We start from the raw sequence: 23,238 nt of genomic DNA, 5'->3' as shown, positions 1-23,238 counted from the left end.
TCTCCTGTGCGTGTCAGTAGCGGCCGCGCGCGCGCATCACGGCGTCGGCGCGGTTCTGGGCGTCGGCGAGCGCTGCGCGGACCGGTTTCTCGCCGCGCAGCATCTGGTGCATCTCCTCGCCGAGCACGGCGGTGATGTCGGCGAAGTCGGGCGCGGCGGGGCGCGGCCAGAGCTGGAGGCTCCCGTCGCGGGCCATCGCGTCCACCGCGTCGACGATGGGCGAGAGCGCGCGCACCTCGGGGTCGGCGGCGACGCTGTGGCGGGGACAGACCCGCGAGCCGTTGACGAAGTAGAGCTTGCAGGCCTCCGCGGAGGTGAGCAGGCGGACGGACTTCTCCACCGCCTGCCGGCGTTCGGGCGCAAGGTTGGCCGGGATGCCGAGGACGTAGCCGCCGACCGGCGCGATGGGCCGCGCGCCGCAGCCGGAGGGATGCGGCAGGTAGCCGGTGCGGCCGTGGGCCGGCGCGGTCGGGTCAAGCTCGAAATAGGGCGCAAGCAGCGAATAGCCGTAGGCCATGGCGACGGCGCCCTCGGCGTAGGCCTTCACCCGCTCGAACCACGACATCGCCAGCACGCCGGGGGCGGAGACGTCCAGAAGCTCTTTCAGGAAGGTCGCCGCGGCGAGGCCTGCGGCCGTGTCGATCATCGGGCGCAGGCGCTCGCCGCGCAGGTCCATGGGGTCGAAGCCGTCGCCGCGGGGCTTGAGGTCGATCACCGGCTGGCCGAAATCCGCCATGGCGAAGATGAAGCTGTGGCCGAGCGGCGTGCCGCGGGCGCCGTTCCACGCCACGCCGCGCAGGCCGCGTTCGGGCCGGTGCAGGGCGCGGGCGGCGGCGAGCATCTCGTCGGTGGTGCGCGGCGGCGCGACGCCGGCCTCCGCGAAAAGGTCGGTGCGGTAGAACAGCAGTTCGGGCGTCGTCTGGATCGGCACGCCGTACTGCCGCCCGCCATGCAGGCAGCCGAGCCAGCCGGCGGCCTGGAAGTCGGAGCGATTGACGCCCTCCCGCGCCACCATCGCGTCGAGCGGCGCCAGCACGCCCTTCTCGGCGCATTCGCCGATCCAGGGCAGGTCGACGGCGACGATGTCGTAGGCGCTCTCGGCCCGCTCTGCGTTGGCCAGCGTCTCCAGCCGCAGCCGGTCGATGGAGAGCGCGCGGTTGCGGATCGCGACGCCGAGGATGTGCTCGAACTGGCGCTTGAGGCTGTCCATGGCGAGGAAGGTCGGGTCGGCGTGAACGAGGATGCGCAGCGGCGCGCTGACGCCGAGCGGCGTGGTGCGCGCGGCGGGCAGCGGGATGATCTGCGCCTTCAGGTAGGAGCCGCCGAAATAGTAGTCCTGCGCCCTGCCCTTCTCGCCGAGCCCGAACGCCTTGCCGATGACGAGCTTGATGCGGTGGGCGTAGTCGCTCCACGCCGCGATCATCTCCGGCGAGGGGTGCAGCGAGAAGGTTTTTCCGGTGGCCGAGCGCGGGCGCTGGTCGATCAGCCCGTCGCGGATCATCTGCTGGATGCGCCGCATCGCGGTGGCGTAGGGCGCGCCGGAGGCGATCGCGAGCGAGGAAATCGTGGTCAGCTTGCCGTCGAGGTGGTTGCGCATCAGGAACAGCGTGACGCGCAGGCAGGGGTCGGGTGTGAAATGCGGCAGGATGAGTTCGCCCTCGGTCTCAAGCTCCTCCACGAAGTCGATGAAGCGCAGCATCTCCTCGGGGCTGAGGGCGGGGCCGGCGAGCGGCGCGGCGCCGGCGCCGCGCGGCCGTCGCAGGGCCGGGCCGAAGCCCTGGCGCGCGAGCGCGGCGTCGAGCCGGCCGGAGGCGCCGCGCCCCGTCACAGCGCCCGCGCCGCCCAGCGCGCGCCGCGTCGGATGATCTCGCGGACCTGCGGCGTCTCAAGATCCTCGACCGTGTGGCCGACGGAGCAGTAGAAGACGCGCCCCCGGTCCCACACCCGCGTCCAGACGACGGGGATGCGGGCGCCCTCGATCCACCACAGATGCTCGCCGGAGAAGGTCGTGGTCGCGAGCACGTCGTTGGAGGGGTCGACCAGCATGTAATACTGCTCGGAATGCAGGCGGAAGCTGTCGATGCCGGCCATGATCGGGTGGTCGGGCCGGGTAACGGTCACGTCGTAGTCCACGAAGTCGTCCGACGGCACGGGGTTGTCGGGCCAGCCCGGCGGATGGGCGACGAACTGGCCGCCGATGAGGAAGTGATAGGTCGGGCGGTCGCGGAAGGCGTCTCCCATGTGGCCGTGCCAGCCGGCGAGCCCGCAGCCGCGCGCGACCGCCGCCAGCAGCCCGTCCTCCTGCGGCTTCGTCATGTTCCCGAACTCGGGGCGGTGCGCCGAGCGGGCGGAGGACCAGATCGGCACGATCAGGTCGACGTCGGCCATCGCCTCGGCGTCCTCCAGCGGCGCGAGGCTGTCATGGCTGACGACCTCGAAGCCCTCAGGCGCGAGCAGACCCTCGGCCCAGGCGCGGAACGCCTCGGGGCGGTGCCCCTCCCAGCCGCCGACAAAAAGCATCGCCTTCATTGCGCAGCGCCTCCTTCGCGCATGAACCGCAACATCGCCGCCATGTCCGCCGCGCCGAGCCCGGCGGCCTCGGCGCGGGCGAGCAGCGCATGGGTGATCTCGGCTTGCGGCATGGCGACGCCGCCCTCGCGCGCCAGCGCCAGAGCCAGCGCCATGTCCTTCGCCGCGAGGCCGAGCGCGAAGCTGACCGGCGAGGCCTCGCCGTCGAGATACTGCGGCTTGCGGTAGCGCAGCATCGGCGCGGCGGCGGCGCTGTCCTCGATGACGGCGTAGGCGGCGGGGGCGTCGACGCCGCCGGCCTCCGCCAGCGTGAGCGCCTCCGCGAGCGTCTGGTTGAGGCCGTGGATCAGGCAGTTGACGACGATCTTCATGTGCGCCGCCGAGCCAAGCGGTCCGGTCTCGCGCACGGCGCGGCCCATCGCCAGCAAAGCCGGTCGGGCGCGTGCGATGTCGCCTGCGTCGCCGCCCGCCATGATGAGGAGCTGTGCATCTTCGGCCGCCGCGACCGAGCCGGAGACCGGCGCATCGACCAGCGCGCCGCCGCGCCCCGCCAGTTCGGCGCCGAGCGCGCGCACATGCGCCGGCGAGACGGTGGACATGGCGACGAAAAGCCGCCCCGGCGCGGCCTCCGCAAGGCCGTCGCGCCCGAGATGCAGCGCCTCTGACGCCGCGTCGTCGGCCACCATCGACACGACCACGTCGCTTGCGCCGGCCAGCGCGGCGGGCGTCGGCGCCGCCTCGGCGCCCAGTTCGGCGCCCAGTTCGGCGGCCAGCGCCGCCGCCTTGGCGCCGGTGCGGTTCCAGAGCGTCAGCGCGAAGCCCGCCCGCGCGAGGTTCGCCGCCATCGGCGCCCCCATGCGGCCCAGCCCGCAGAAGCCTATGCGCAGGCCCTCCGTCACAGGCCCGAGATCGCCTGCACGAGCGCGTCCTCGGTGACGTCGGCGGCGGCGAACTCGCGCGCCAGCCGGCCATGGTAGAGCGCGAGGATGCGGTCGGAGACGGCCAGCACCTCGGGCATTTCCGAGGAGATGACGAGCACGGCGATGCCCTCGGCGGCGAGGCGGCGGATCAGGGCGTGAATCTCGGATTTCGAGCCGACGTCGATGCCGCGCGTAGGCTCGTCCACGATCAGCACGCGCGGCTTCACGCCGAGCCACTTGCCGAGGACCACCTTCTGCTGGTTGCCGCCGGAGAGGTTGCGCACCGGCGTGCGCCAGCTCGGCGCCTTCAGCGAAAGGCGCCCGGCGTACTCGTCATAGATCGCCTGTTCGGCGCCGCGGTCGAGCCAGCCGCCGCGCGACACCGCGTCGAGCTGCGACAGGCTCATGTTGTCGCGGCAGTTCATGCCGAGCACGAGGCCCTGCTCCTTGCGGCTCTCCGGCGCCAGCGCGACGCCGTGGCGGATCGCGTCGGGCGGGCCGGAGATGTCCACCGGCGCGCCGTCGATGCGGATCTCGCCGCCATCCTTCGCGCGCAGGCCGAAGATCGTCTCCGCGATCTCGGTGCGGCCGGCGCCGACAAGGCCGTACATGCCGACCACCTCGCCCCGGCGCAGGGAGAAGGAGATGTCGCGGAACAGGTCTCCGCAGGAGAGGCCCTTGACCTCAAGCGCCACGGGGCCGGGCTCGGGCGCGGCCTTGCGGGCGGACTTGTCGAGGCTGCGGCCGATCATCAGCCGGGTCACGCCGTCCTCGTCGGTGTCGCGCGTGTTCAGGGTGCCGCGGGTCTGGCCGTCGCGCAGGACGGTGATGCGGTCCGACAGCGTGAAGATCTCGTCCATGCGGTGCGAGATGTAGACTATCCCGGTCCCCTCCTTCTTCAGCCCGGCGATGACGTCGAACAGCACCACCTTCTCGGCGTCGGTCAGCGAGGCGGTGGGCTCGTCGAACACCACGACCTTGGGGGTAAAGACGAGCGCGCGGGCGATCTCCACCATCTGCTGATTGGCGATGGAGAGGTCGCCGACGCGGTCGTAGCTCTCGAACTTCACGCCAAGGCGGTCGAGGATGTGGGTGGCGGCGGCGTTGAGGCGCTTCCAGCTCACCAGCCCAAAGCGCTTGGTCGGCAGCGAGCCGAGGAAGATGTTTTCCGCCACGCTCAGTTCCGGGGCGAGGGACAGCTCCTGGTGGACGAGGACGATGCCGCGGGCCTTCGCCTCCAGCGGCGAGTTCACCTCGACGGGCTCGCCGTTGAGGTGGATCGTCCCCGAATTGGCGCGGTGCACGCCCGCAAGCACCTTCATCAGCGTCGACTTGCCGGCCCCGTTCTCGCCGAGCAGCGCATGGACCTCGCCATGGCGCACGTCGAAGCTCACATCGTCGAGCGCCTTCACGCCGGGGAAGGTTTTCGTGACGCCGTCCAGGCGCAGGAGCGGCGCACGGTGCTTGAGGTCCGCAAGTTCTTCGGCGGTGTGGTGCGCGACCCGGCTCATAGTCTCAGCTCCCCTGCCCCGCGGCGGTTCACCCGCGCGTCGATGAACAGCACCGCGATCAGGATCACGCCCATCACGACCAGAACGTAGAAGGCCGGCACCTGCATCAGGTTCATGCCGTTGCGCAGCACGCCGATGGTCAGCACGCCGCCCAGCGTGCCGAGGATCGAACCCGCGCCGCCGGCGAGCTTGGTGCCGCCCAGCACGACGGCGGTGATGGTCCACAGCTCGTAGTCGCGGCCGAGATTGGGCGTCGAGGCCCCCATCTGCGTGCTGAGCGTGACGCCGGCGAGCGCGGCGCAGAAGCCGACCAGCATGAAGTTGATCACCATGTGGCGGCCCACCCGCACCCCGGCGTGCTCGGCGGCCTCGCGGTTGCCGCCCACGGCGTAGGCGTTGCGGCCATGGACCGTGGCGGTCATCACCCAGTGCATGATCGCCGCGAAGACGAGGAAGATCGCCGCCAGCGTCGGCAGCCCGGCGATAGTGGACATGCCGAAGTCGGAATAGGCGAAGTCCATCGCGAAGAAGGACTGCTCGCCGGTGTAGATGAACACCAGCCCGCGCACGCCGATCATCGCGCCGAGCGTGACGATGAAGGCGTCCACCCCGGTCTTCCAGACGATCATCCCGTTCAGCAGGCCCAGCGCTACGCCGGAGCCGAGGCCCACGACGACGGCGGGCAGCGTGCCAAGCTGGTCCTGCAGGCCCACCGAGAGGCTCGCGGCGAGCGCGACCACAGCGCCGACGCTGAGGTCGATGTTGCCGTTGATCATCACCACGGTCATCCCCAGCGCGATGATGCCGATAGTGGACGTCTGGATCAGGATGTTGGTGAAGTTGCCCGGCGCGAGAAAATCATCCGTCAGCACGGAGAAGAACGCGACGCAGGCCAGCAGGAACAGCCAGATCGGCGGGATCACCATGTAGCGGCGAAGGCTTGCGAGCGTGTCGGCCATCGGAGCGTCCTCCTCAGCTCGTGCGGGTGAAGAAGGCGCCGCGCTTGGAGGCGACGTCGAGCCAGACGGCGAGGATGATCACCACCCACGTCACCAGCCACTGCGCGTAGTAGGGATAGCCCATCAGCAGCAGGCCGTTCTGGATGAAGCCCAAGATCAGCACGCCGATCACCGTCTTGGGGATCGAACCCGAGCCGCCGAGCAGCGAGGCGCCGCCGAGGATCACCCCCGAAAGCACCAGCAACTCATAGCCTTGGCCCACGTTGTTCTGGCTGCCCATCACCCGGCTGCCGAGGATCACCGCCGCGCAGGCGGTGGTGAAGGCTGACAGCACATAGGCCGAGAACACCACCCGCGCCCGCCGCACGCCCGAGAAGGCCGAGGCGGTCGGGTTGCCGCCGACGGCGAACACCCGGCGGCCGAAACTCGTGCGCGTCAGCATGACGTGGAAGGCTACCGCGAGGCCGAGGAAGATCAGCGTCGGCACGGCGAGACCGAGCAGGAAGCCGCGGCCGAAGACGGCGAACCACGTCCCCTCCTGATCGGCGATGTCGACGTTCTGCCCGCCGCTGTAGATCAGCGTCAGGCCCTGGATCGCTGACAGCATCCCCAGCGTCACGATCAGCGAGTTGAGCCGGCCATAGCCGACCAGCAGCCCGTTGACGCAGCCGATGAGCAGCGTCGCGGCGAACATCACGAGGATCGCCGGCGCCGGGCCGATCTGGTCGTGCAGGTCCACCACCAGCACGGTCGCGAAGGAGAGCAGCGAGCCAACGGAGAGGTCAAGGTTGCCGGTGATCACCACCACCGTCACCCCCAGCGCCATGGTCCCGATGATCGAGACCTGCCGGAACACGGTGGAGACGTTGTCCCAGCTCGCGAAACGGTCCGACATCAGCGAGAAGCCGACGAGAAACAGCGCGAAGGCGATCAGGATACCCTGTTTCTGCAGCGTCTCGCGCAGCGCGTCGCGGTCGGGGACGCCGAGGCGCGGCGCCGCCTGACCGGACTGGATGTCCAGTTTGGTCATTTCCGTGCTCCTCCCAAGCCCATGGCCCATCCCCGCGCCGGTCTCGCGCCGGCGTCTCTGGGGCGGCGGCGGCCCGCTGCGGGCCGCGCCGTCGTCAGACGAGGATCATGCCCCCGTCGATCATCACGCACTGTCCCGTCATGTAATCGCTGTCGGACGACGCGAGGAAGGTCGTCGTGCCGGTGATGTCCTCGGCGGTGGCGACGCGGCCGACGAGAATGCCCTCGCTGAACTCCTCGATCGCCTGACCGGGGCGCTCGGAGGCGCCGATGTCCATCAGGTCGCGGTCGAGCTGCTTCCAGAGTTCGGTGTGGACGACGCCGGGCGCGAAGCCGTTTACGGTGATCCTGTGTTTGGCGAGGTCGCGCGCGGCGCTCTGGGTCAACGACAGCACGGCGAACTTCGAGGCGCAGTAGGGCGCCACGTTGTCGAAGCCCTGCCGGCTGGCGATCGAGCAGGTGTTGACGATCTTGCCGCCATTGCCCTGGTCGATCATCTGGCGCGCGGCCTCCTGGCAGCCGATCAGCACGCCGAGGCCGTTGATCCGCATGATGAAGTCCCAGTTCTCCTCGGTGACGTCGAGGAAGTTCATCGGCTTGTTGACGCCGGCGTTGTTGAACTTGACGTCGAGCGAGCCGAACTCGGTCACGGTTCGATCGATCATCTTGCGCACCTGCGCCCGCTCGGTCACGTCCACGGTGCAGGCGATGGCGCGGCCGGGGGCGCCGTTGGCGCGCTGCGCGGCGCTCTCGGCGACCTGCTCGACCTCGGGGTTGAGGTCGGCGTAGCAGACGTTGGCGCCTTCGCGCAGCAGGGCGTCGGCGATGGCCATGCCGATGCCGCGGCCTGCGCCGGTGACGATCGCGTTCCTGCCAGTCATGCGTGCCATGTCGGCGTTCTCCTTGTCAGCGGCGCCGGGCGACCCGCCCGGCGCGGGTTGTCGCGGCGCGGCTCAGAACACCGGCTTGGAGAACTCGTCCATGTTGGACTGCGTGATCTTCGGCGTGTCGAAGTAGTTGAGGAACGGCACGTCCTCGCCCTGCGCGACGGCCTTGGCCGTGGCGAGCGCGTTCTTGGCGTCCTCGACCGGGGACTGATAGACCGAGCCCCAGTACTCGCCGCGGCCCATCGCCTCGTAGCCGACGGCGAAGTTGGTGGCGCCGATGAAGGCGATGCCGTCGCGCCCCGCGGCCTTGGCGGCGTTCAGCGCGCCGACGCCCATGTTGTCGTCGCCGGAATAGACGCCGTCGATGTCGTCGTATTTGGTGAGGAAGTTCTCCATAACGCGCTGCGACTTCTCGCGGTTCCAGTCGCCGGGCTGGGTCTCGAGGATCTCCACGCCGGGGCAGCTCGCGGCGAGTTCGTCCTCAAAGCCCTTCTGGCGCTCGATGGCGGTGGTGTAGCCGGGCTGGCCGCTGATCTGCACGATCTGGCCCTCGCCGTTCAGCGCCTCGCACATCATCTGCGCCGAATACTGCCCCTGCGTGATGTTGTTGGGGCCGGAGAACGAGGCGATGAAGTCGAAACCCGCCTCCGCGATCTGGCTGTTGGTGACGACGACGGGAATGCCCGCCTGATGCGCCTGACGCACCACCGGCACGACGGCCTGGCCGTTGGTCGGCCAGATCACGATGACGTCGACATCCTGCTGGATGAGGTCGCGCATCTGGCCGATCTGGCGCGCCACGTCGCCGCCGGCGTCGAGCACCACCGCCTCGACGGCCGGATCGGCTTCGGCGGCCTCGATGAAGGCCTGCTCGTAGGTGGTCTGGTAGCTGTCGACGCCGACATTGTTCTGCGTGATGCCCACGCGGATCGTGTCCTGCGCCGAGGCGGCGAAGCCGAAGCCCGCCGCGACGCAGGCGGCTGCGGCGGTCCTGACGGTGAATGCGGTCATGTCGTCCTCCCGACGGTTGGCGGCGGCGCGCGCTGCGTTTGCGGCGTGAGCGCGCGGCCCCGCATGGCGACTGGTGTCCCAGTTCCGGGACCGACATGCGCGGGCGATTATATCCGGAATGGACAGGTTTTGATGCGGCGCGTCATCGCCGCGACGTCAGACGGCCTCGATCGTGGCCAGCAGCGCGCCGTCCTCCACGAGGTCTCCGGGCGCGACGTCGAGCCGGGCGACCACGCCCGCCAGAGGCGCGCGCAGGGCGTGCTCCATCTTCATCGCCTCCAGCGTCGCGACGCGGTCGCCCTGCGCCACGGCGTCGCCGGCGGCGACATGGACGGCCTTGACCAGCCCGGGCATTGGCGCGCGGACGTCGCCGGAGGCCGAGGCGGCCTCGACGAAGCCGGCAAGCGGGTCGGTCAGCCGGAAGCGATGGGCGCGGCCGGCGCGGAAAACGTCGACGGCCAGCCCCTCGCGAACGGCCGTCGCGCGCTGCGCCCGGCCCTCGACCGCGGCGCTCCACGCGCCGTCGCCGAAGGCGAGGAGCGTCGCCGTCACGGGGCCGGCGGGCGTCTCGCAGGCCCAGGCCGGGCCCTCACGGTGGAGCCTGACCGCGCCGCCGTCGAATTCGGCCGCTGCGAGCGCGCGGCCCCAAGCGCGCCAGCCGTCGCGCGCCGACCAGACGTCGCCGGACTGGACATCCCCGCATGCGCCCAGGTCGAGCGCCGCCGCGGCGGCGAGCGCCCAGTCGAGCGGCGCCGGCGCGGGGTCGTCTGCGAGCGCCGCTCCGGCGCGCGCGATAAGCCCGGTGTCGACGCGCCCGGCGGCGACGTCCCCATGGCGCAGGAGCCGCGCCAGAAACCCCGCATTGACGACGCAGCCGGCGGCCTCGACCGTGTCGAGCGCCGCCGCCAGCTGCGCGAACGCGGCCTCCCGCGTCGGCGCATGGGCGATGAGCTTCGCGATCATCGGGTCATAGTGCGGCGTCACCGTGTCGCCCTCGCGCACGCCCGCGTCGACGCGCACCGAGGACGGCAGGCGCAGCCGGCGCAGCCGCCCGGTCGCCGGCAGGAAGCCGGCGGCGGCGTCCTCGGCGTAGAGCCGCGCCTCCACCGCCCAGCCGTCGAGCCCCAGCGCCGCCTGCGCGCGCGGCAGCGGCTCGCCGCTCGCGACGCGGAGCTGCCATTCGACGAGGTCGACGCCGCAGACGGCCTCCGTCACCGGATGCTCCACCTGAAGACGGGTGTTCATCTCCATGAAATAGAAGCGATCCGGCCGCAGCCCCTCGCTGGCGTCGGCGATGAACTCCACCGTGCCGGCGCCGACATAGCCGACCGCCTGCGCGGCCCGCACCGCCGCTGCGCCCATCTCGGCGCGCATCTCGGGCGTCATGCCGGGGGCCGGCGCCTCCTCGATCACCTTCTGGTGGCGGCGCTGGAGCGAACAGTCGCGCTCGAAGAGGTGGACGGCGTTACCGTGCGCGTCGGCGAAGACCTGCACCTCGACATGGCGCGGCGTGGCGACGTATTTCTCCACCAGCACCGCGCCGTCGCCGAAGCTGGAGGCGGCCTCGCGGGCGGCGCTCTCCAGCGCCTCGGCGAAGTCCGCCGCGCGCTCCACCAGGCGCATCCCCTTGCCGCCGCCGCCGGCGCGCGCCTTGATCAGCACCGGAAAGCCGATCTCTGCCGCGCAGCCGGCGAGGAAGCGCGCGTCCTGTTCCGCCCCGTGCCAGCCGGGCACGATCGGGACGCCGGCGGCCTCCATCCGCGCCTTGGCGGCGTCCTTGAGGCCCATGGCGCGGATCGCGCCCGACGGCGGGCCGATCCACACTAGGCCCGCAGCGCCGACCGCCTCGGCGAAACCGGCGTTCTCGCTGAGAAAGCCGTAGCCGGGGTGGATGGCCTCGGCGCCGGCAGCCAGCGCCGCGGCGATGATCGCCTCGCCGCGCAGGTAGCTCTCGGCGGCGGCGGCCGGGCCGATGCGCACGGCCTCGTCGCAGGCCGCGACGTGCATCGCGCCGGCGTCGGCGTCGGAGAACACCGCGACGGTGCGGATGCCGAGGCGGCGGCAGGTTGCCGCGATGCGCACGGCGATCTCGCCGCGGTTGGCGATCAGGACGGATCTCAGCATGGCGCGACCTCCGTGTTGACAGGCGCGCGGCGCCGCGCGAGCGTCGCGCGATGTATCGCCGCCCGCTCCTTCCGCCCGGCTTCGCCCCGCCCCTTCGCGTTGAGGGCGGCGCCTTCACGCTGCGCCCGCTGCGGCTGGCCGACGCCGAGAGCGATTTCGAGGCGGTCATGGCGAGCGCAGCGACGCTGCGCGGCGCGATGGACCCCGACAGCCGCTGGCCCGAAGGGCTGACGCTGCACGAGAACCGCGTCGACCTCGGCTGGCACGAGCGTGAATTCACGCAGGGCCATTCCTTCGCCTACACCGTCGTCGCGCCCGACGAGAGCCGCACGCTCGGCTGCGCCTACGTCTATCCCAGCGACCGCGCGGGCTTTGCGGCGATGGCGTTCTGGTGGGTGCGCCCCGACAGCCGCGAAGGGCTCGACGCGGCCGTGGGCGCGGCGTTCAGGGCGATGGTGGCGGCGTGGCCGCTCGCGCCCGTCGCCTATCCGGGGCGGGACCAGCCGTGGGCGGCGTGGCGCGCCCTGCCCGTCGGCCCCGGCGCCGCTCACGCCGCGACCCCGTAGAAGGCCGCCGTCATCGCGCCGCAGCCGAGCGCCGTGAAGGTCAGCGCCATGCCGGCGACGCGCAGGCGGAAATCCTCCGGCGCGCGCGAGACGCCGAGCGCGTGCAGGGCGCGGCCCGAAACGAGGATCAGTCCCAGCGCGTGCAGCGCGAGGCCCGGCGCGCCGTTGGCCTCGGCGAGCGCCAGCAGCAGCAGGCCGAGCGGGGCGTACTCCGCGCAGTTGCCCTGCGCCCGCGCCGCGCGCAGCAGCCCCGCGTCCCCTTCCGCCCCCAGCGGGATGCGCGAGCGCCGCCGGGCGGCGATGACGCGGAGGCTGAGCAGGATCAGAAGGAACGTGAGCGGGAGCGCGTAGAGCCCTGTGACGGCGAACATGTCTCACATCCTGAAGACGCCGAAGCGGGTTTCCTCGACGGGCGCGGCGAGGCTGGCCGAGAGCGACAGGGCCAGCACGCGTCGGGTGTCCCGCGGGTCGATCACGCCGTCGTCCCAGAGCCGGGCGGAGGCGTGGAGCGGGTGGCCCTCGCGCTCGAATTTCTCCGTGATCGGCGCGCGGAAGGCGGCTTCGTCCTCGGCGGACCACTGGCCGCCGCGCCGCTCGATCCCGTCGCGCTTGACCGTGGCGAGCACGCCCGCCGCCTGCGCGCCGCCCATGACCGAGATGCGGCTCGCCGGCCATGTCCACAGGAACCGCGGGGAATAGGCCCGCCCGCACATGCCGTAGTTGCCGGCGCCGAAACTGCCGCCGATGATGACGGTGAGCTTGGGCACCTCCGCGCAGGCCACCGCCGTCACCAGCTTCGCGCCGTCCTTGGCGATGCCGCCGGCCTCGTATCTCCGCCCCACCATGAAGCCGGTGATGTTCTGTAGAAACAGCAGCGGCACGCCGCGCCGGCAGCAGAGCTGGACGAACTGCGCCCCCTTCAGCGCGCTCTCGGAATAGAGCACGCCGTTGTTGGCGAGCACGCCGACCGGCATCCCCTCAAGGTGTCCGAAGCCGCAGACCAGCGTCTCGCCGTAGCGCGGCTTGAAGGCGTCGAACCGCGAGCCGTCGAGGATGCGGGCGAGGATCTCGCGCACGTCCGACGGTTGGCGCAGGTCGGCGGGCATGACGCCGAGCAGTTCGTCGGGGTCGAAGGCCGGCGGCTCGGGGGGCTGCAGCGAGAGGGGCGCGCGGCTCGCCGGGCCGAGATTGGCGACGGCGCGGCGGGCGAGCGCGAGCGCGTGGGCGTCGTCGCGCGCGAGATGATCGGCGACGCCGGAGAGGCGGGTGTGGACGTCGCCGCCGCCGAGATCCTCGGCGCTGACGACCTCGCCGGTGGCGGCCTTCACGAGCGGCGGGCCGCCGAGGAAGATGGTGCCCTGCCCCGCGACGATGATGGTCTCGTCGCTCATCGCCGGCACATAGGCCCCGCCGGCGGTGCAGGAGCCCATGACCACGGCGATCTGCGCTATCCCCTTCGCGCTCATCCGCGCCTGGTTGAAGAAGATGCGGCCGAAATGGTCGCGGTCGGGGAACACCTCGTCCTGATGCGGCAGGTTGGCGCCGCCGCTGTCCACCAGATAGACGCAGGGCAGACGGTTCTGTTCGGCGATCTCCTGCGCGCGAAGATGCTTCTTCACTGAGATCGGGAAGTAGGCGCCGCCCTTAACGGTGGCGTCGTTGGCGACGATCATCGCCTCGCGGCCCGAGACGCGGCCCACTCCTGCGATGACGCCGCCGGCCGGCGCGGCGCCGTCATACATGCCGTGGCCGGCGAGGAGGCTGATTTCGAGGAACGGCGCGCCGGGGTCGAGCAGCCTCGCGACGCGCTCGCGCGGGCTGAGCTTGCCACGGCCCTCGTGACGGGCCAGCGCCTCGGGCCCGCCGCCGGCCATGGCGGTCTCCGCCGCGGCGGCGATCTCGGCCAGCGCGGCCTCCTGCGCGGCGCGGTTGGCGCGGAACTCGGCGGAGCGCGGCGACAGGGCGGAGGCGAGCACTGCCATCTCAGGGGTCCATCAGCCAGAAGCGGAAGTCCAGCACGCGCTGGGCGGTGTGGTCGCGCACGCAGGCCGCGCTGGCGACGCGGCCCATCGTGCCGCCCTGGTGGCGGAGGCGATGGAACAGGCAGTCGGCGTCGCGCCACGCGATCCAGGCGCGTTGCGCCGACAGCAGCGCCTCGGCGGCGTGGCTCTCGTGCTCCGTCACCCGCGGCCAGTAGGCGTTGAGCAGCGCGTCCCACGCGGCGGTCTCGGCGCCGAAGCATTCGACCATGCCCTGCGTCGTCCAGCCGCCAGGCGCCTCGAAACAGGGGTCGGAGATCAGGCCCACGCAGGTGTCGCCGTGCTCCTCGTCCGTCATGCACGCCTCCAGCGCCGCCGCGCCTTCGATCGGGCCGGGCGGCTCGGCGGCGCGCGCCGCGCCCTCGCCTCCGCCGATCAGCGCGGCCGTCAGTCCGGCGACGATCACCCTGCGCATTCCATCCTCTCCGCAGCCCGCGCCTTCACACCATGTTCACGCAGGCCGGGCCAGCCTGCGCGCCTCGCAGCGAAACCGCCAGCCCCTGCAAGGACATCCCCGCCATGCGCATCGCCGCCATCCTTCTGCTCGCCACAGCCCCCGCAATCGCCAGCGAGGACGCCTACTGGGAGTTCGGAGACTGGAGCGTGACGGTCACGCACTCCTTCGGCGAGGAGCACGCCTACACCGAATGCCGGGCGTGGACGGGCGGCGACGGCGACCCCACGCTCTCGGTCGTCGCGGGGCTGATCGACGGCGAGACGCACGAGCCGCCCCATGTCGAGGTCGTCGAGCGCGCCATGCGGGGCCAGCCCACCGCCATGGTCGACGGCGCGACGACGGCCTTCCTGTTCGACGACGGGACGCTGTTTCCCGCGTCGATGCACACCGGCGAAAGCGAGGACGGGCCGATGTACCGGATCGGCCAAATCTTTCTCGATCAGGACGTGGTGACGCCCGTTCTGCGCGCGATGCGCAACGGCGCGATGGTGCATGTCGGCATCTCGCCGCAGTGGACGCAGACCTTTTCGCTGACCGGCTTCACCGCCTCCTTCGGCAAGATCGCCGAGCAGTGCGGCTTCGACCCGAGCGGTGTGATCTAGCGGCCGGACGGCGCGCCTCATGCGCCCGCCCCGAAAATCTCCCGCCCGATCAGCATGCGCCTTATCTCCTGCGTGCCGGCGCCGATCTCGTAGAGCTTGGCGTCGCGCAGCAGGCGCCCCGTGGGGTAGTCGTTGACGTAGCCGTTGCCGCCGAGCGCCTGTATCGCCTCCAGCGCGACCTGCGTTGCGCGCTCGGAGGCGAAGAGCAGGCAGCCGGCGGCGTCCTGCCGTGTGGTCTCGCCGCGGTCGCAGGCCTGCGCCACCGCATAGACGTAGGCGCGCGCGGCGTTCGTCGACACATACATGTCGGCGAGCTTGCCCTGCATCAGCTGGAACTCGCCGATGGGGCGGCCGAACTGCTCGCGCTCGCGCACATAGGGCATGACGACGTCGAGACAGGCGGCCATGATGCCCACCGGCCCGCCCGCCAGCACGACGCGCTCATAGTCGAGGCCGGACATCAGCACGCGCACGCCGCGCCCCTCCTCGCCCAGCACGTTCTCGAAGGGCACCTCGCAGCCGTCGAACACCAGCTCGCAGGTGTTGGAGCCGCGCATCCCCAGCTTGTCGAGTTTCTGCGCGGTGGAGAAGCCGGCCAAGCCCTTCTCGACGAGGAACGCCGTGATGCCCCTGGAGCCGGCCTCGGGGTCGGTCTTGGCGTAGACCACGAGGGTGTCGGCGTCGGGGCCGTTGGTGATCCACATCTTCGAGCCCGTCAGCACATAGCGGTCGTTGCGCCTGACCGCGCGCAGCTTCATCGACACGACGTCGGAGCCCGCGCCCGGCTCGCTCATCGCCAGCGCGCCGACATGCTCGCCGCTCACGAGCTTCGGCAGGTACTTTTCGCGCTGGGCCGGCGTGCCGTTAAGCGTGATCTGGTTCACGCAGAGGTTGGAGTGCGCGCCGTAGCTGAGGCCGACGGAGGCCGAGGCGCGGCTGATCTCCTCCACGCAGACGCAATGGGCGAGGTAGCCCATGGCCGCGCCGCCATACGCCTCCGGCGCGGTGACGCCGAGCAGGCCGAGCGCGCCCATCTCGCGCCACAGGCGATGCGGAAACGCGTTGTCGCGGTCGATCTCCGCGGCCAGCGGCGCGACGCGCTCCTGCGCGAAGCGGCGCACGACGTCGCGCAGCGCCTCGATCTCCTCGCCGAGCGCGAAGCCCATGGACGCGTTGAACACTGCCGATCCTCCCGTTGCGGGCCGCCCGCAAGGCGTAGTCCGGCCCGACCGCCCCCAAAGCGCGGCGCCCATCGACGCGCCGCCTGCGCCGCCCCGGCGCCTGCTTCGTGACCATACCTTGACAGCGTCACCGCGACACCCCCATCTCATGGACGAGCGAGGCGCGCCGCCTTTATGCTCAGGTTGAGCATTAAAGCGGGCGCAGAGGGAGAGAGACCATGCGGATCAACGCCGCCCAAGACCTCAAGGCCGCGCGCGCCGCGCTCGCGGGCGCCTATGATCTGGCCCCGTCCGCGGCTGCGGCGCGCGAAACCGCGGCGGAATACGCCCGCGTCGCACGGGTCATCCCCGAGCCGGACTGGATGCTCCACGCGCCCTACATCCGCGCCATCAAGGCGCTGAAGAAGGAGCGCGGCGCCGTCATCCTCGGCCACAACTACATGACGCCCGAGATCTTCCACGGCGTGTCGGACTTCCGCGGAGACAGCCTTGCGCTGGCGATCGAGGCCGCGCGCACCGAGGCGCCGGTGATCGTGCAGTGCGGCGTGCACTTCATGGCCGAGACCTCCAAGATCCTCAGCCCTGAAAAGACCGTTCTGATCCCCGACAGCCGCGCCGGCTGCTCGCTCGCCTCCTCGATCACCGCGAAGGACATCGAGGGGATGCGGGCGCAGTATCCCGGCGCGAAGGTCGTCAGCTACGTCAACACCACCGCCGAGGTGAAGGCGGCGTCCGACATCTGCTGCACCTCCGCCAACGCCGCGCAGGTGGTCGAGGCGATGCCGGGCGACACGGTCATCATGACGCCCGACGGCTATCTCGCGCGCAACGTGGCGCGGCAGGTGAGCAAGCGCGTCGTGTGGTGGGAGGGCGCCTGCATGGTGCACGAGCGCTTCACGCCCGAGGAGCTGCGCGCCTACCGCGAGGCCGACCCCGACACCGCGATCATCGCCCACCCCGAATGCCCGCCGGCGGTCATCGACGAGGCGGACTTCTCGGGCTCCACCGCCGACATGATCAACTGGGTCCGGCGCGAGAAGCCGCGCAAGGTGGTCATGGTGACGGAGTGCTCGATGTCGGACAACGTGGCGTCCGAGCTGCCCGAGACCGAATTCGTGCGGCCCTGCAACATCTGCCCGCACATGAAGCGGATCACGCTGGAGAACGTGCTGTGGTCGCTGCACACGATGACCGAGGAGGTCGTCGTGCCCGAGCATCTCATCGCGCCGGCGGCGCGGGCGGTGCAGGCGATGATCGACCTCGGCGCGAAGCCCACCCGGCATTGAGCGCCGGCGCGTCGGCGCGCGCCCGATGCGGGCGCCGCCGACGTCTGGCGCCGGCGCGCCCTTCCCCTAGGGCGCGGGCGACGGGCGCCGGACGGCGCAACCGACATTCCGCAGGACGCCGAGCAGCATGAGATCCCCCCCCGACACCATGTTCGACGCAGGCGGCGCGCTGATCGTCGGCGCCGGCCTTGCGGGACTTTTCACCGCCCTCAAGATGGCGCCGGCGCCCTGCGCGGTGCTCTCGCCCGACCCGCTCGGCGCCGGCGCCTCCAGCGCCTGGGCGCAGGGCGGCGTGGCGGCGGCGATCGGCGTCGGCGACAGCGCCGAGGCGCATGCGCGCGACACGGTCGCCGCCGGCGCCGGCGGCGTCGACCCCGACGTGGCGCTGGCGGTCGCCCGCGAGGCCGCCGCCCGCATCGACGATCTGCTCGAATACGGCGCCCCCTTCGACCGGGACGCCGAGGGCCGGCTCGCCCAGTCGCGCGAGGCCGCCCATTCCTTCGCCCGCATCGTGCGGGTGAAGGGCGACGGCGCCGGCGCGGCGATCATGGCCGCCCTCATCGCCGCCGCGCGGGCGGCGCCCTCGATCACGGTGGTGGAGGGCGTGCGGGCGGGCGATCTGCTCGTCGAGGACGGCCGCGTGGCGGGCGTGATGGCCGCGCGCTCGGACGATCCCTACGGCGAGCCGCTGGTGTTCCGCGCACGCGCGACGGTGCTCGCCACGGGCGGCGTCGGCGGCCTCTACGCCGTCACGACGAACCCGCCATCGGTGCGCGGCGCAGGGCTGGGGATGGCGGCGCGCGCCGGCGCGCTGATCTCCGACCCGGAATTCGTGCAGTTCCACCCGACCGGCCTCGCCGTGGCGACCGACCCTGCGCCGCTCGCCTCCGAGGCGCTGCGCGGCGAGGGAGCGACGCTGATCGACGCGACCGGCGCGCGGTTCATGCCGGCGATCCATCCCGACGCCGAACTCGCGCCGCGCGACGTGGTGGCCCGGGCGATCCACGCCCGCGTCAGCCGGGGCGAGCCGGTGTTCCTCGATGCGCGGCAGGCGGTGGGCGCGCGGTTTCCCGAGCGGTTCCCGACCATCGCCGCCCATTGCCGCGCCGCCGGGATCGACCCCGCGCGCGAGCCGATCCCGGTCGCGCCCGCCCAGCACTACCACATGGGCGGAGTGCGGACCGACGCGCGCGGCCGGTCCTCGCTGCCGGGCCTCTGGGTCTGCGGCGAGACGGCGCGCACGGGGCTGCACGGCGCCAACCGCCTCGCCTCGAACTCGTTGCTGGAGGCGCTGGCCTTCGGCGCCCGGATCGCCGGCGACCTGCAGGGGATCGAGCCGACCGCGGCCCCGCGCCGGACGCCCCGGCCCGCGCCGCTCCCCTCGCGCGACGCCGCCGCCGTGGACATCGCCGCCGAGACCGCCGCCCTGCGCCGGACGATGAGCGACCTCGTCGGCGTGGAGCGCGACGCCGAAGGCCTGACGGAGGCGCTGCGCCGCATCGCGGCCTTCGAGCGGGCTGCGGCGCCGCGCTCGCGCGACTGCCTCAACATGGCCGCCGCCGCCACGCTGATCGCCGCCGCCGCCCTGCGGCGGGAGGAGAGCCGCGGCGGGCACTGGCGGCGCGACTTTCCCGACACGGGCGCCGGACCGGCCTCGACGGACATCACCCTGGCGGAGGCGCTGGCCATCCGCGACGCCGCGGAGACCGACACGCGATGACAGAGCCGCTCTCCCTCGCCCCTCTGCCCCTCGCCCCTCTGCCCCGCGTGATGCTGGAGCCGGTCGTGCGCGCCGCGCTGCTGGAGGATCTCGGGCGGGCCGGCGACGTCACCACCGACGCGACGATCCCCGAGGGGACGCGCGCGGAGGCGCTGCTCGTCGCGCGCGAGGCTGGCGTCGCGGCGGGGCTGGACGTCGCGCGCCTCGCCTTCGCGCTGGTGGACCCCGGCTTGAGCGTGGAGGCCTGCGCCGCCGACGGCGACCGGGTGGCGGCGGGCGCGCGCCTGCTCGCCGTCTCGGGCTCGGCGCGCTCGATCCTCACCGCGGAGCGGGTGGCGCTGAACTTCGCCGGGCGGCTCTCGGGGGTCGCGACGCTGACCCGGCGCTTCGCCGACGCGGTCGCGCACACCCGCGCCACGGTCGCCGCGACGCGAAAGACGACGCCGCTGCTGCGCGCGCTGGAGAAGCACGCCGTGCGCGCCGGGGGCGGCGGCGCGCACCGCTACGGCCTCGACGACGCCATCCTCATAAAGGACAACCACATCGCGGCCTGCGGCGGGATTGAGGCGGCGCTGGCGCGGGCGCGCGCCTACGCCGGCCACATGATGAAGGTCGAGATCGAGGTCGACACGCTGGAGCAGCTCGCGGAGGTTCTGGCCGCCGGCGGGGCCGACGCCGCGCTGCTCGACAACATGGCGCCAGAGACGCTGCGCGAGGCGGTGGCGATGATCGGCGGGCGCGCGGTGGCGGAGGCCTCGGGCGGCGTCACGCTGGCGACGGCCCCGGCGATCGCCGAAACCGGCGTCGACCTGCTATCGACCGGCGCGCTGACCCACAGCGCCCCGGTGCTCGACCTCGGGCTAGACTTCGTCTGACGGCCCCGCGGCTCAGCCGATGGCGGGTTCGGCGACCGGGGAGACGTCCACCGCCACCTCCAGCGTGTGGCCGCCGCCGCCGAGCACGACGCCCGTGACCGGCCCGACGTCGCCATAGTCGCGCCCCCAGGCGCAGGTGACGTGCTCAAGGCCTGGGATGCAGTCGTTGGTCGGATCGAAGTCCACCCAGCCCGCCACCGGGCACCAGACCGAGACCCAGGCGTGGCTGGCGTCGGCCCCGACCAGCTTCTCCTGCCCTTCCGGCGGGCGCGTCAGCAGGTAGCCCGAGACGTAGCGCGCGGGCACGCCGAGCGCCCGGCAGCCGGCGAGGAACACATGCGCGAAGTCCTGACACACGCCGGCGCGGGCGGCGCAGCTCTCCTTCGCGGTGGTCGCGGCGTCGGTGGCGGCCGGGTCGTAGGCGAAATCGCGAAAGATGCGCGCCGTCAGGTCGCGCGCGGCCTCCAGCACCGGACGGCCTGGGGCGAAGCTCTCGCGCGCGAAGTCCTCAAGCGCGTCGTCCGCGCCGGTGTAGTGCGAGGGAAACGCGAAGCCGCTCGCGGCGAGCGCATTCGGCCCTTCGGGCGCGCGGGCGGCGGCGACGGCGGCCTCCCAGGGCGTGAAGCCGAGCTCGGGCTCCTCCGCCTGCACCTCCACGACCGAACGGGCCTCGATGGAGAGCGCTGCGTGGCTCTCGCGGATCTCCAGCAGATGAGCGGCGTTGCCGAAAGGGTCGCGTTCGGCGACGAGGGTGTGGCTCGCCGGGCTTATCTCGAGCCGGAAGCGCCGCACGCTCTGGCGCGGCGTCGTGCGCGGGCTGAGCCGCAGGCGGTGGGAGGAGAGCGTCACCGGGTCGGCGTAGCGGTAGATCGTCTTGTGCCGCACCGAATAGATCATGCGCCCGGCTCCTTCGGCGGCTCGAAGCGCATGGCCGAGACCTCGGTCAGCGCCGGTTCGGCATGGGCGAAATACGCGTTGGTCACGAGTTCGGCGATCGCGAGCAGCGCCTCCTCGGCGTCGTCCACGAGCCCGAGCAGCGCGGCGCGGCGGCCCGTCGCGTCGACCTCGCCGAGCGCGGGGGCCTCGGCGACGCGCAGATCGGTCAGCAGACGCAGCGCCTTGCGATGCTCGGGGTTGCGGTAGGGCGTCGCGCGCGGCAGCGCCCCCAGCACGGCCTCGGCTTGCGCCACCTGGTAGGCGAGGCTGCGGGGGTTGGCCTCGTCGAGAATCAGCAGGTCGATCGCCGGAACGGCCTCGGGCGTGGTGAGGTAGCGCGAGCGATAGGCGAAGAAGCTGTCGCAGAGCAGCAGCAGCGCATAGAGCGTCGTCGGCTCGTCGTCGTCGGGCGTCGCGGCGAGCGCGCGGAACATCTGCGCCACATGCATGCCGCGCTGGAGCCGGCGGCCGAGTTCGAGGAAGCGCCAGGCGAAGTTGCGGGTCATGTTCTCGTGGCTCGCCCCGGCGAAGGCGGCGAGGCTGCGGATGGCGTCCTCGATGCGCCCGCCGATGGAGAGCGCGCGCGCCGGGTCGGGCGCCATGCGCCAGAGCGGCGCGGCGTGCAGCGCGCCGACGTCGCGCCAGGCGTCGCGCGAGAGATGCGCGCGCGCGCGATTGGCGTTCCAGTAGATCGCCTCGACGGCGCGGGTGGCGCTTTCGGGCAGCTCGGGGTCGACGGCGAGGCGCATGATGCGCAGGCGCAGCTCGGCGACGTCGGGCGCAGGCTCCGGCGCGGCGTCGGCGGGCGGCGCGTCCATGCGCAGCGCGAGAAGGCGTGCGAGCAGCGCGGGCTCCTCGGCGCGGCGGGGCGCGTCGATCATGCGCTCGATGACGATCTTGAGCACGCGTAGCGTCAGGTCCGCCCGCTCGCCGTAGCGGCCGAGCCAGAACAGGTCGTCCGCGACGCGGCTCAGCAGGTCGCGCCCGGTGCGCTGGAGATGGGCGACGCGCCGGCGCTCGCCGAGCCGCGAAGTGGCCGCCGGCTCGCCGCCGAGCGCGAGCCCGGCGCCGCCGGGCGCCGCGTCCACCACCCAGACATCCTTGGAGGCGCCGCGCCACGGCAGCGCGTCGAGCGGCCCCTCGGGCGCGCTGAAGGCGAGCCCGCCCGGCATCACCTGCGCGCCCTCGGGCCCGGCCAGCACGAAGAGGCGCATCGCGAAGGGCGCGCCGGTCAATTCGCCGCCGGACAGGGCGTCTGCGGCGCCGCCGGCCTGCGCGCAGGGCGCGAGCCCGGTGCGCACCGGCGCGCGGGCGACGTAGCGCCAGCCCTCGCGGGCGAGCTTGCGCTCCAGCCCCGGACGTTCGAGGCCGGCGAGCGCATCCTCCACGCCCGAACCCGGCCGGCTGACGGCGGCGGTCTCGGTGACGCGCCAGCCGTGCGGGTCATCGAGATAGCGCGCGCGCGCGACGGGATCGCCGAGCCAAAGGCTCTCGGCTTCGGCGAGGATCGGCTCCTCGCCGAGCAGGTCGCGGATGAGCTGCGCCGAAAACGGCGCCAGCACCCGGCCGTCGACGGCGCCCGCGCCGATGGCGTTCACGATGCTGACCCGCCCGAGCCGCGCGGCGCGCAACAGCCCCGGCGGGCCGACCGAGTGCCCCGCCCTGCCCGGCGCATAGAGCGGATCGATCCCCGCCGAAGACGCGCCGCGCAGCATCACGTCGACGCGTCGCAGGCCCTCCAGCGTCTTGACATGGGCCTCGCCGTCGCGGGCGGCGAGATCGCCCGGCTCGACCAGCGTCAGCCCGAGATACCGCGCGAGGTAGGCGTAGCTGAAATAGGCCGGATCGCTCGGGCCGGGGGTGACGCAGGCCATGCGCCCCTCGGCCGCCGCGTCGCGCTCCAGCGCCTCGCGCAGGGCGTCGAACCAGCGCGCGAGCCGCCTCGCGCCGCTGGAGACGAACATCTCCGACGCCGCCTGTCCCAGCGCGACACGGTTTGCGAGCGCCCAGCCCACGCCCTCGGGCCGGTCGAAGGCGTCGTCGAGCACCACCCATTCTCCGGATGCGGTGCGCGCCACGTCCACCGCCGAGCGCAGCAGCCAGCGCTTCGGCGGACGGTCCCACAGCGCGGCGGCGCGCATGTAGCCGCCGCCGCCCAGCACCGCCGCCGGCGCCAGCGCGCCGGAGGTGAACAGCGACTGCCGGCCGTAGATGTCGGCGAGAACCTTTTCCGCCATCCGGGTGCGCTGGGCGACGCCGGCGGCGAGCCGCGCCCATTCCTCGGCCGAGATCGCCAGCGGGAAATGATCGAACCGCCACGGCGCCGCGACGCCCGAGCGCGCGGCGCCCGGCCCGGTGTCGAGATAGGGGTTGAACGAGAGGCCAGCCTCCTCCAGCGCGCGGCGGGCGTCACGCCCGATCTGGCCGCGGCCCTCCGGCCCCGCCTCGATCCAGGCCGAGACGAGCCCGCGCCAGGCGGGGCGGACGACGCCGGCGGCGTCCACCATCTCGTCATGGACGCCGGCGCGCTGGACATAGCCGGCGCCGCCGCGCCGCTCCGCCGCCTTCGACGCCGCCGCAGCGGAGAAATCCGCGTTCATCGAAGC

General features: G+C 72.5%; 20 protein-coding genes. 5 read left to right on the top strand and 15 right to left on the bottom strand.

The features are described 5' to 3' along the window. Positions 1-13: 13 nt before the first annotated feature. From BLW43_RS00835 to BLW43_RS00795, 9 genes are all read right to left on the bottom strand, one after another. Complete coding sequence (locus BLW43_RS00835; RefSeq protein WP_245730864.1) at positions 14-1,828, bottom strand: extracellular solute-binding protein; 1,815 nt, start codon at positions 1,826-1,828, stop codon at positions 14-16. After that, positions 1,825-2,529, bottom strand: a complete 705-nt coding sequence (locus tag BLW43_RS00830; RefSeq protein WP_093247586.1) for a ThuA domain-containing protein — start codon at positions 2,527-2,529, stop codon at positions 1,825-1,827. The genes BLW43_RS00835 and BLW43_RS00830 overlap by 4 nt, the downstream gene beginning before the upstream one ends. After that, positions 2,526-3,428 carry an NAD(P)-dependent oxidoreductase gene (locus BLW43_RS00825; protein ID WP_245730863.1) on the bottom strand — a complete coding sequence of 301 codons (903 nt, stop codon included), beginning with the start codon at positions 3,426-3,428 and terminating at the stop codon, positions 2,526-2,528. The genes BLW43_RS00830 and BLW43_RS00825 overlap by 4 nt, the downstream gene beginning before the upstream one ends. Beyond that, positions 3,425-4,960, bottom strand: coding sequence for a sugar ABC transporter ATP-binding protein (locus BLW43_RS00820; protein WP_093247585.1), 1,536 nt, complete (start codon positions 4,958-4,960; stop codon positions 3,425-3,427). Before BLW43_RS00820 ends, BLW43_RS00825 begins: the two co-directional genes overlap by 4 nt. Then, positions 4,957-5,919, bottom strand: coding sequence for an ABC transporter permease (locus tag BLW43_RS00815; protein ID WP_093247584.1), 963 nt, complete (start codon positions 5,917-5,919; stop codon positions 4,957-4,959). Before BLW43_RS00815 ends, BLW43_RS00820 begins: the two co-directional genes overlap by 4 nt. Before the next feature lie 13 nt (positions 5,920-5,932). Then, positions 5,933-6,949: an ABC transporter permease gene (locus BLW43_RS00810; RefSeq protein WP_093247583.1), complete on the bottom strand. Its 1,017-nt coding sequence runs from the start codon at positions 6,947-6,949 to the stop codon at positions 5,933-5,935. Between the two features lie 94 nt (positions 6,950-7,043). Beyond that, positions 7,044-7,838 (bottom strand): glucose 1-dehydrogenase, encoded by a 795-nt coding sequence (locus BLW43_RS00805; protein WP_093247582.1) that lies wholly within the window; start codon positions 7,836-7,838, stop codon positions 7,044-7,046. A gap of 63 nt (positions 7,839-7,901) precedes the next feature. Next, positions 7,902-8,846, bottom strand: coding sequence for a sugar ABC transporter substrate-binding protein (locus tag BLW43_RS00800; RefSeq protein WP_093247581.1), 945 nt, complete (start codon positions 8,844-8,846; stop codon positions 7,902-7,904). 156 nt (positions 8,847-9,002) lie between these two features. Beyond that, the gene (locus BLW43_RS00795; protein ID WP_093247580.1) at positions 9,003-10,970 is read right to left on the bottom strand and encodes an ATP-binding protein; all 1,968 of its coding nucleotides are present in this window, start codon (positions 10,968-10,970) and stop codon (positions 9,003-9,005) included. Between the two features lie 50 nt (positions 10,971-11,020). Here BLW43_RS00795 and BLW43_RS00790 point away from each other — a divergent pair, with 50 nt between their 5' ends. Then, positions 11,021-11,536, top strand: a complete 516-nt coding sequence (locus BLW43_RS00790; RefSeq protein ID WP_093247579.1) for a GNAT family N-acetyltransferase — start codon at positions 11,021-11,023, stop codon at positions 11,534-11,536. On the opposite strand, the gene BLW43_RS00785 is transcribed toward BLW43_RS00790, so the two are convergent. The 3 genes from BLW43_RS00785 to BLW43_RS00775 are packed head-to-tail and all read right to left on the bottom strand — an operon-like array spanning position 11,518 to position 13,990. After that, entirely contained in the window at positions 11,518-11,907 is a 390-nt protein-coding gene (locus tag BLW43_RS00785; protein WP_093247578.1) for an MAPEG family protein, read from the bottom strand. The two genes, BLW43_RS00790 and BLW43_RS00785, sit on opposite strands and share 19 nt — an antisense overlap. A gap of 3 nt (positions 11,908-11,910) precedes the next feature. Beyond that, complete coding sequence (locus BLW43_RS00780; protein WP_093247577.1) at positions 11,911-13,518, bottom strand: carboxyl transferase domain-containing protein; 1,608 nt, start codon at positions 13,516-13,518, stop codon at positions 11,911-11,913. Between the two features lies 1 nt (position 13,519). Continuing rightward, complete coding sequence (locus tag BLW43_RS00775; protein WP_093247576.1) at positions 13,520-13,990, bottom strand: lysozyme inhibitor LprI family protein; 471 nt, start codon at positions 13,988-13,990, stop codon at positions 13,520-13,522. Between the two features lie 104 nt (positions 13,991-14,094). Here BLW43_RS00775 and BLW43_RS00770 point away from each other — a divergent pair, with 104 nt between their 5' ends. Next, complete coding sequence (locus tag BLW43_RS00770; protein WP_093247575.1) at positions 14,095-14,634, top strand: hypothetical protein; 540 nt, start codon at positions 14,095-14,097, stop codon at positions 14,632-14,634. Positions 14,635-14,651: 17 nt separating this feature from the next. Here the strand turns inward: BLW43_RS00770 and BLW43_RS00765 are convergent, their stop codons facing one another. Continuing rightward, positions 14,652-15,815: an isovaleryl-CoA dehydrogenase gene (locus BLW43_RS00765; protein WP_093247574.1), complete on the bottom strand. Its 1,164-nt coding sequence runs from the start codon at positions 15,813-15,815 to the stop codon at positions 14,652-14,654. 218 nt (positions 15,816-16,033) lie between these two features. On the opposite strand from BLW43_RS00765, the gene nadA reads away from it, so the two are divergent. The 3 genes from nadA (at position 16,034) to nadC (ending at position 19,696) form a co-directional block, all read left to right on the top strand. Beyond that, complete coding sequence (nadA, locus tag BLW43_RS00760) at positions 16,034-17,101, top strand: quinolinate synthase NadA (RefSeq protein ID WP_093247573.1); 1,068 nt, start codon at positions 16,034-16,036, stop codon at positions 17,099-17,101. A gap of 127 nt (positions 17,102-17,228) precedes the next feature. Next, positions 17,229-18,821: an L-aspartate oxidase gene (locus tag BLW43_RS00755; RefSeq protein WP_093247572.1), complete on the top strand. Its 1,593-nt coding sequence runs from the start codon at positions 17,229-17,231 to the stop codon at positions 18,819-18,821. Beyond that, positions 18,818-19,696 (top strand): carboxylating nicotinate-nucleotide diphosphorylase, encoded by an 879-nt coding sequence (gene nadC / locus BLW43_RS00750; protein WP_093247571.1) that lies wholly within the window; start codon positions 18,818-18,820, stop codon positions 19,694-19,696. The genes BLW43_RS00755 and nadC overlap by 4 nt, the downstream gene beginning before the upstream one ends. 12 nt (positions 19,697-19,708) lie before the next feature. Here the strand turns inward: nadC and BLW43_RS00745 are convergent, their stop codons facing one another. Continuing rightward, positions 19,709-20,593 (bottom strand): transglutaminase family protein, encoded by an 885-nt coding sequence (locus tag BLW43_RS00745; RefSeq protein WP_093247570.1) that lies wholly within the window; start codon positions 20,591-20,593, stop codon positions 19,709-19,711. Beyond that, on the bottom strand, positions 20,590-23,232 hold the full coding sequence (locus BLW43_RS00740) for a circularly permuted type 2 ATP-grasp protein (protein ID WP_093247569.1): 2,643 nt from the start codon (positions 23,230-23,232) through the stop codon (positions 20,590-20,592). Before BLW43_RS00740 ends, BLW43_RS00745 begins: the two co-directional genes overlap by 4 nt. Positions 23,233-23,238 lie beyond the last annotated feature (6 nt).

This window comes from Rubrimonas cliftonensis (assembly GCF_900107585.1).
Classification (GTDB): domain Bacteria; phylum Pseudomonadota; class Alphaproteobacteria; order Rhodobacterales; family Rhodobacteraceae; genus Rubrimonas; species Rubrimonas cliftonensis.
The sequence above is the reverse complement of the archived record's forward strand: the minus strand, read 5'-3'. Positions and strand labels throughout refer to the sequence as shown.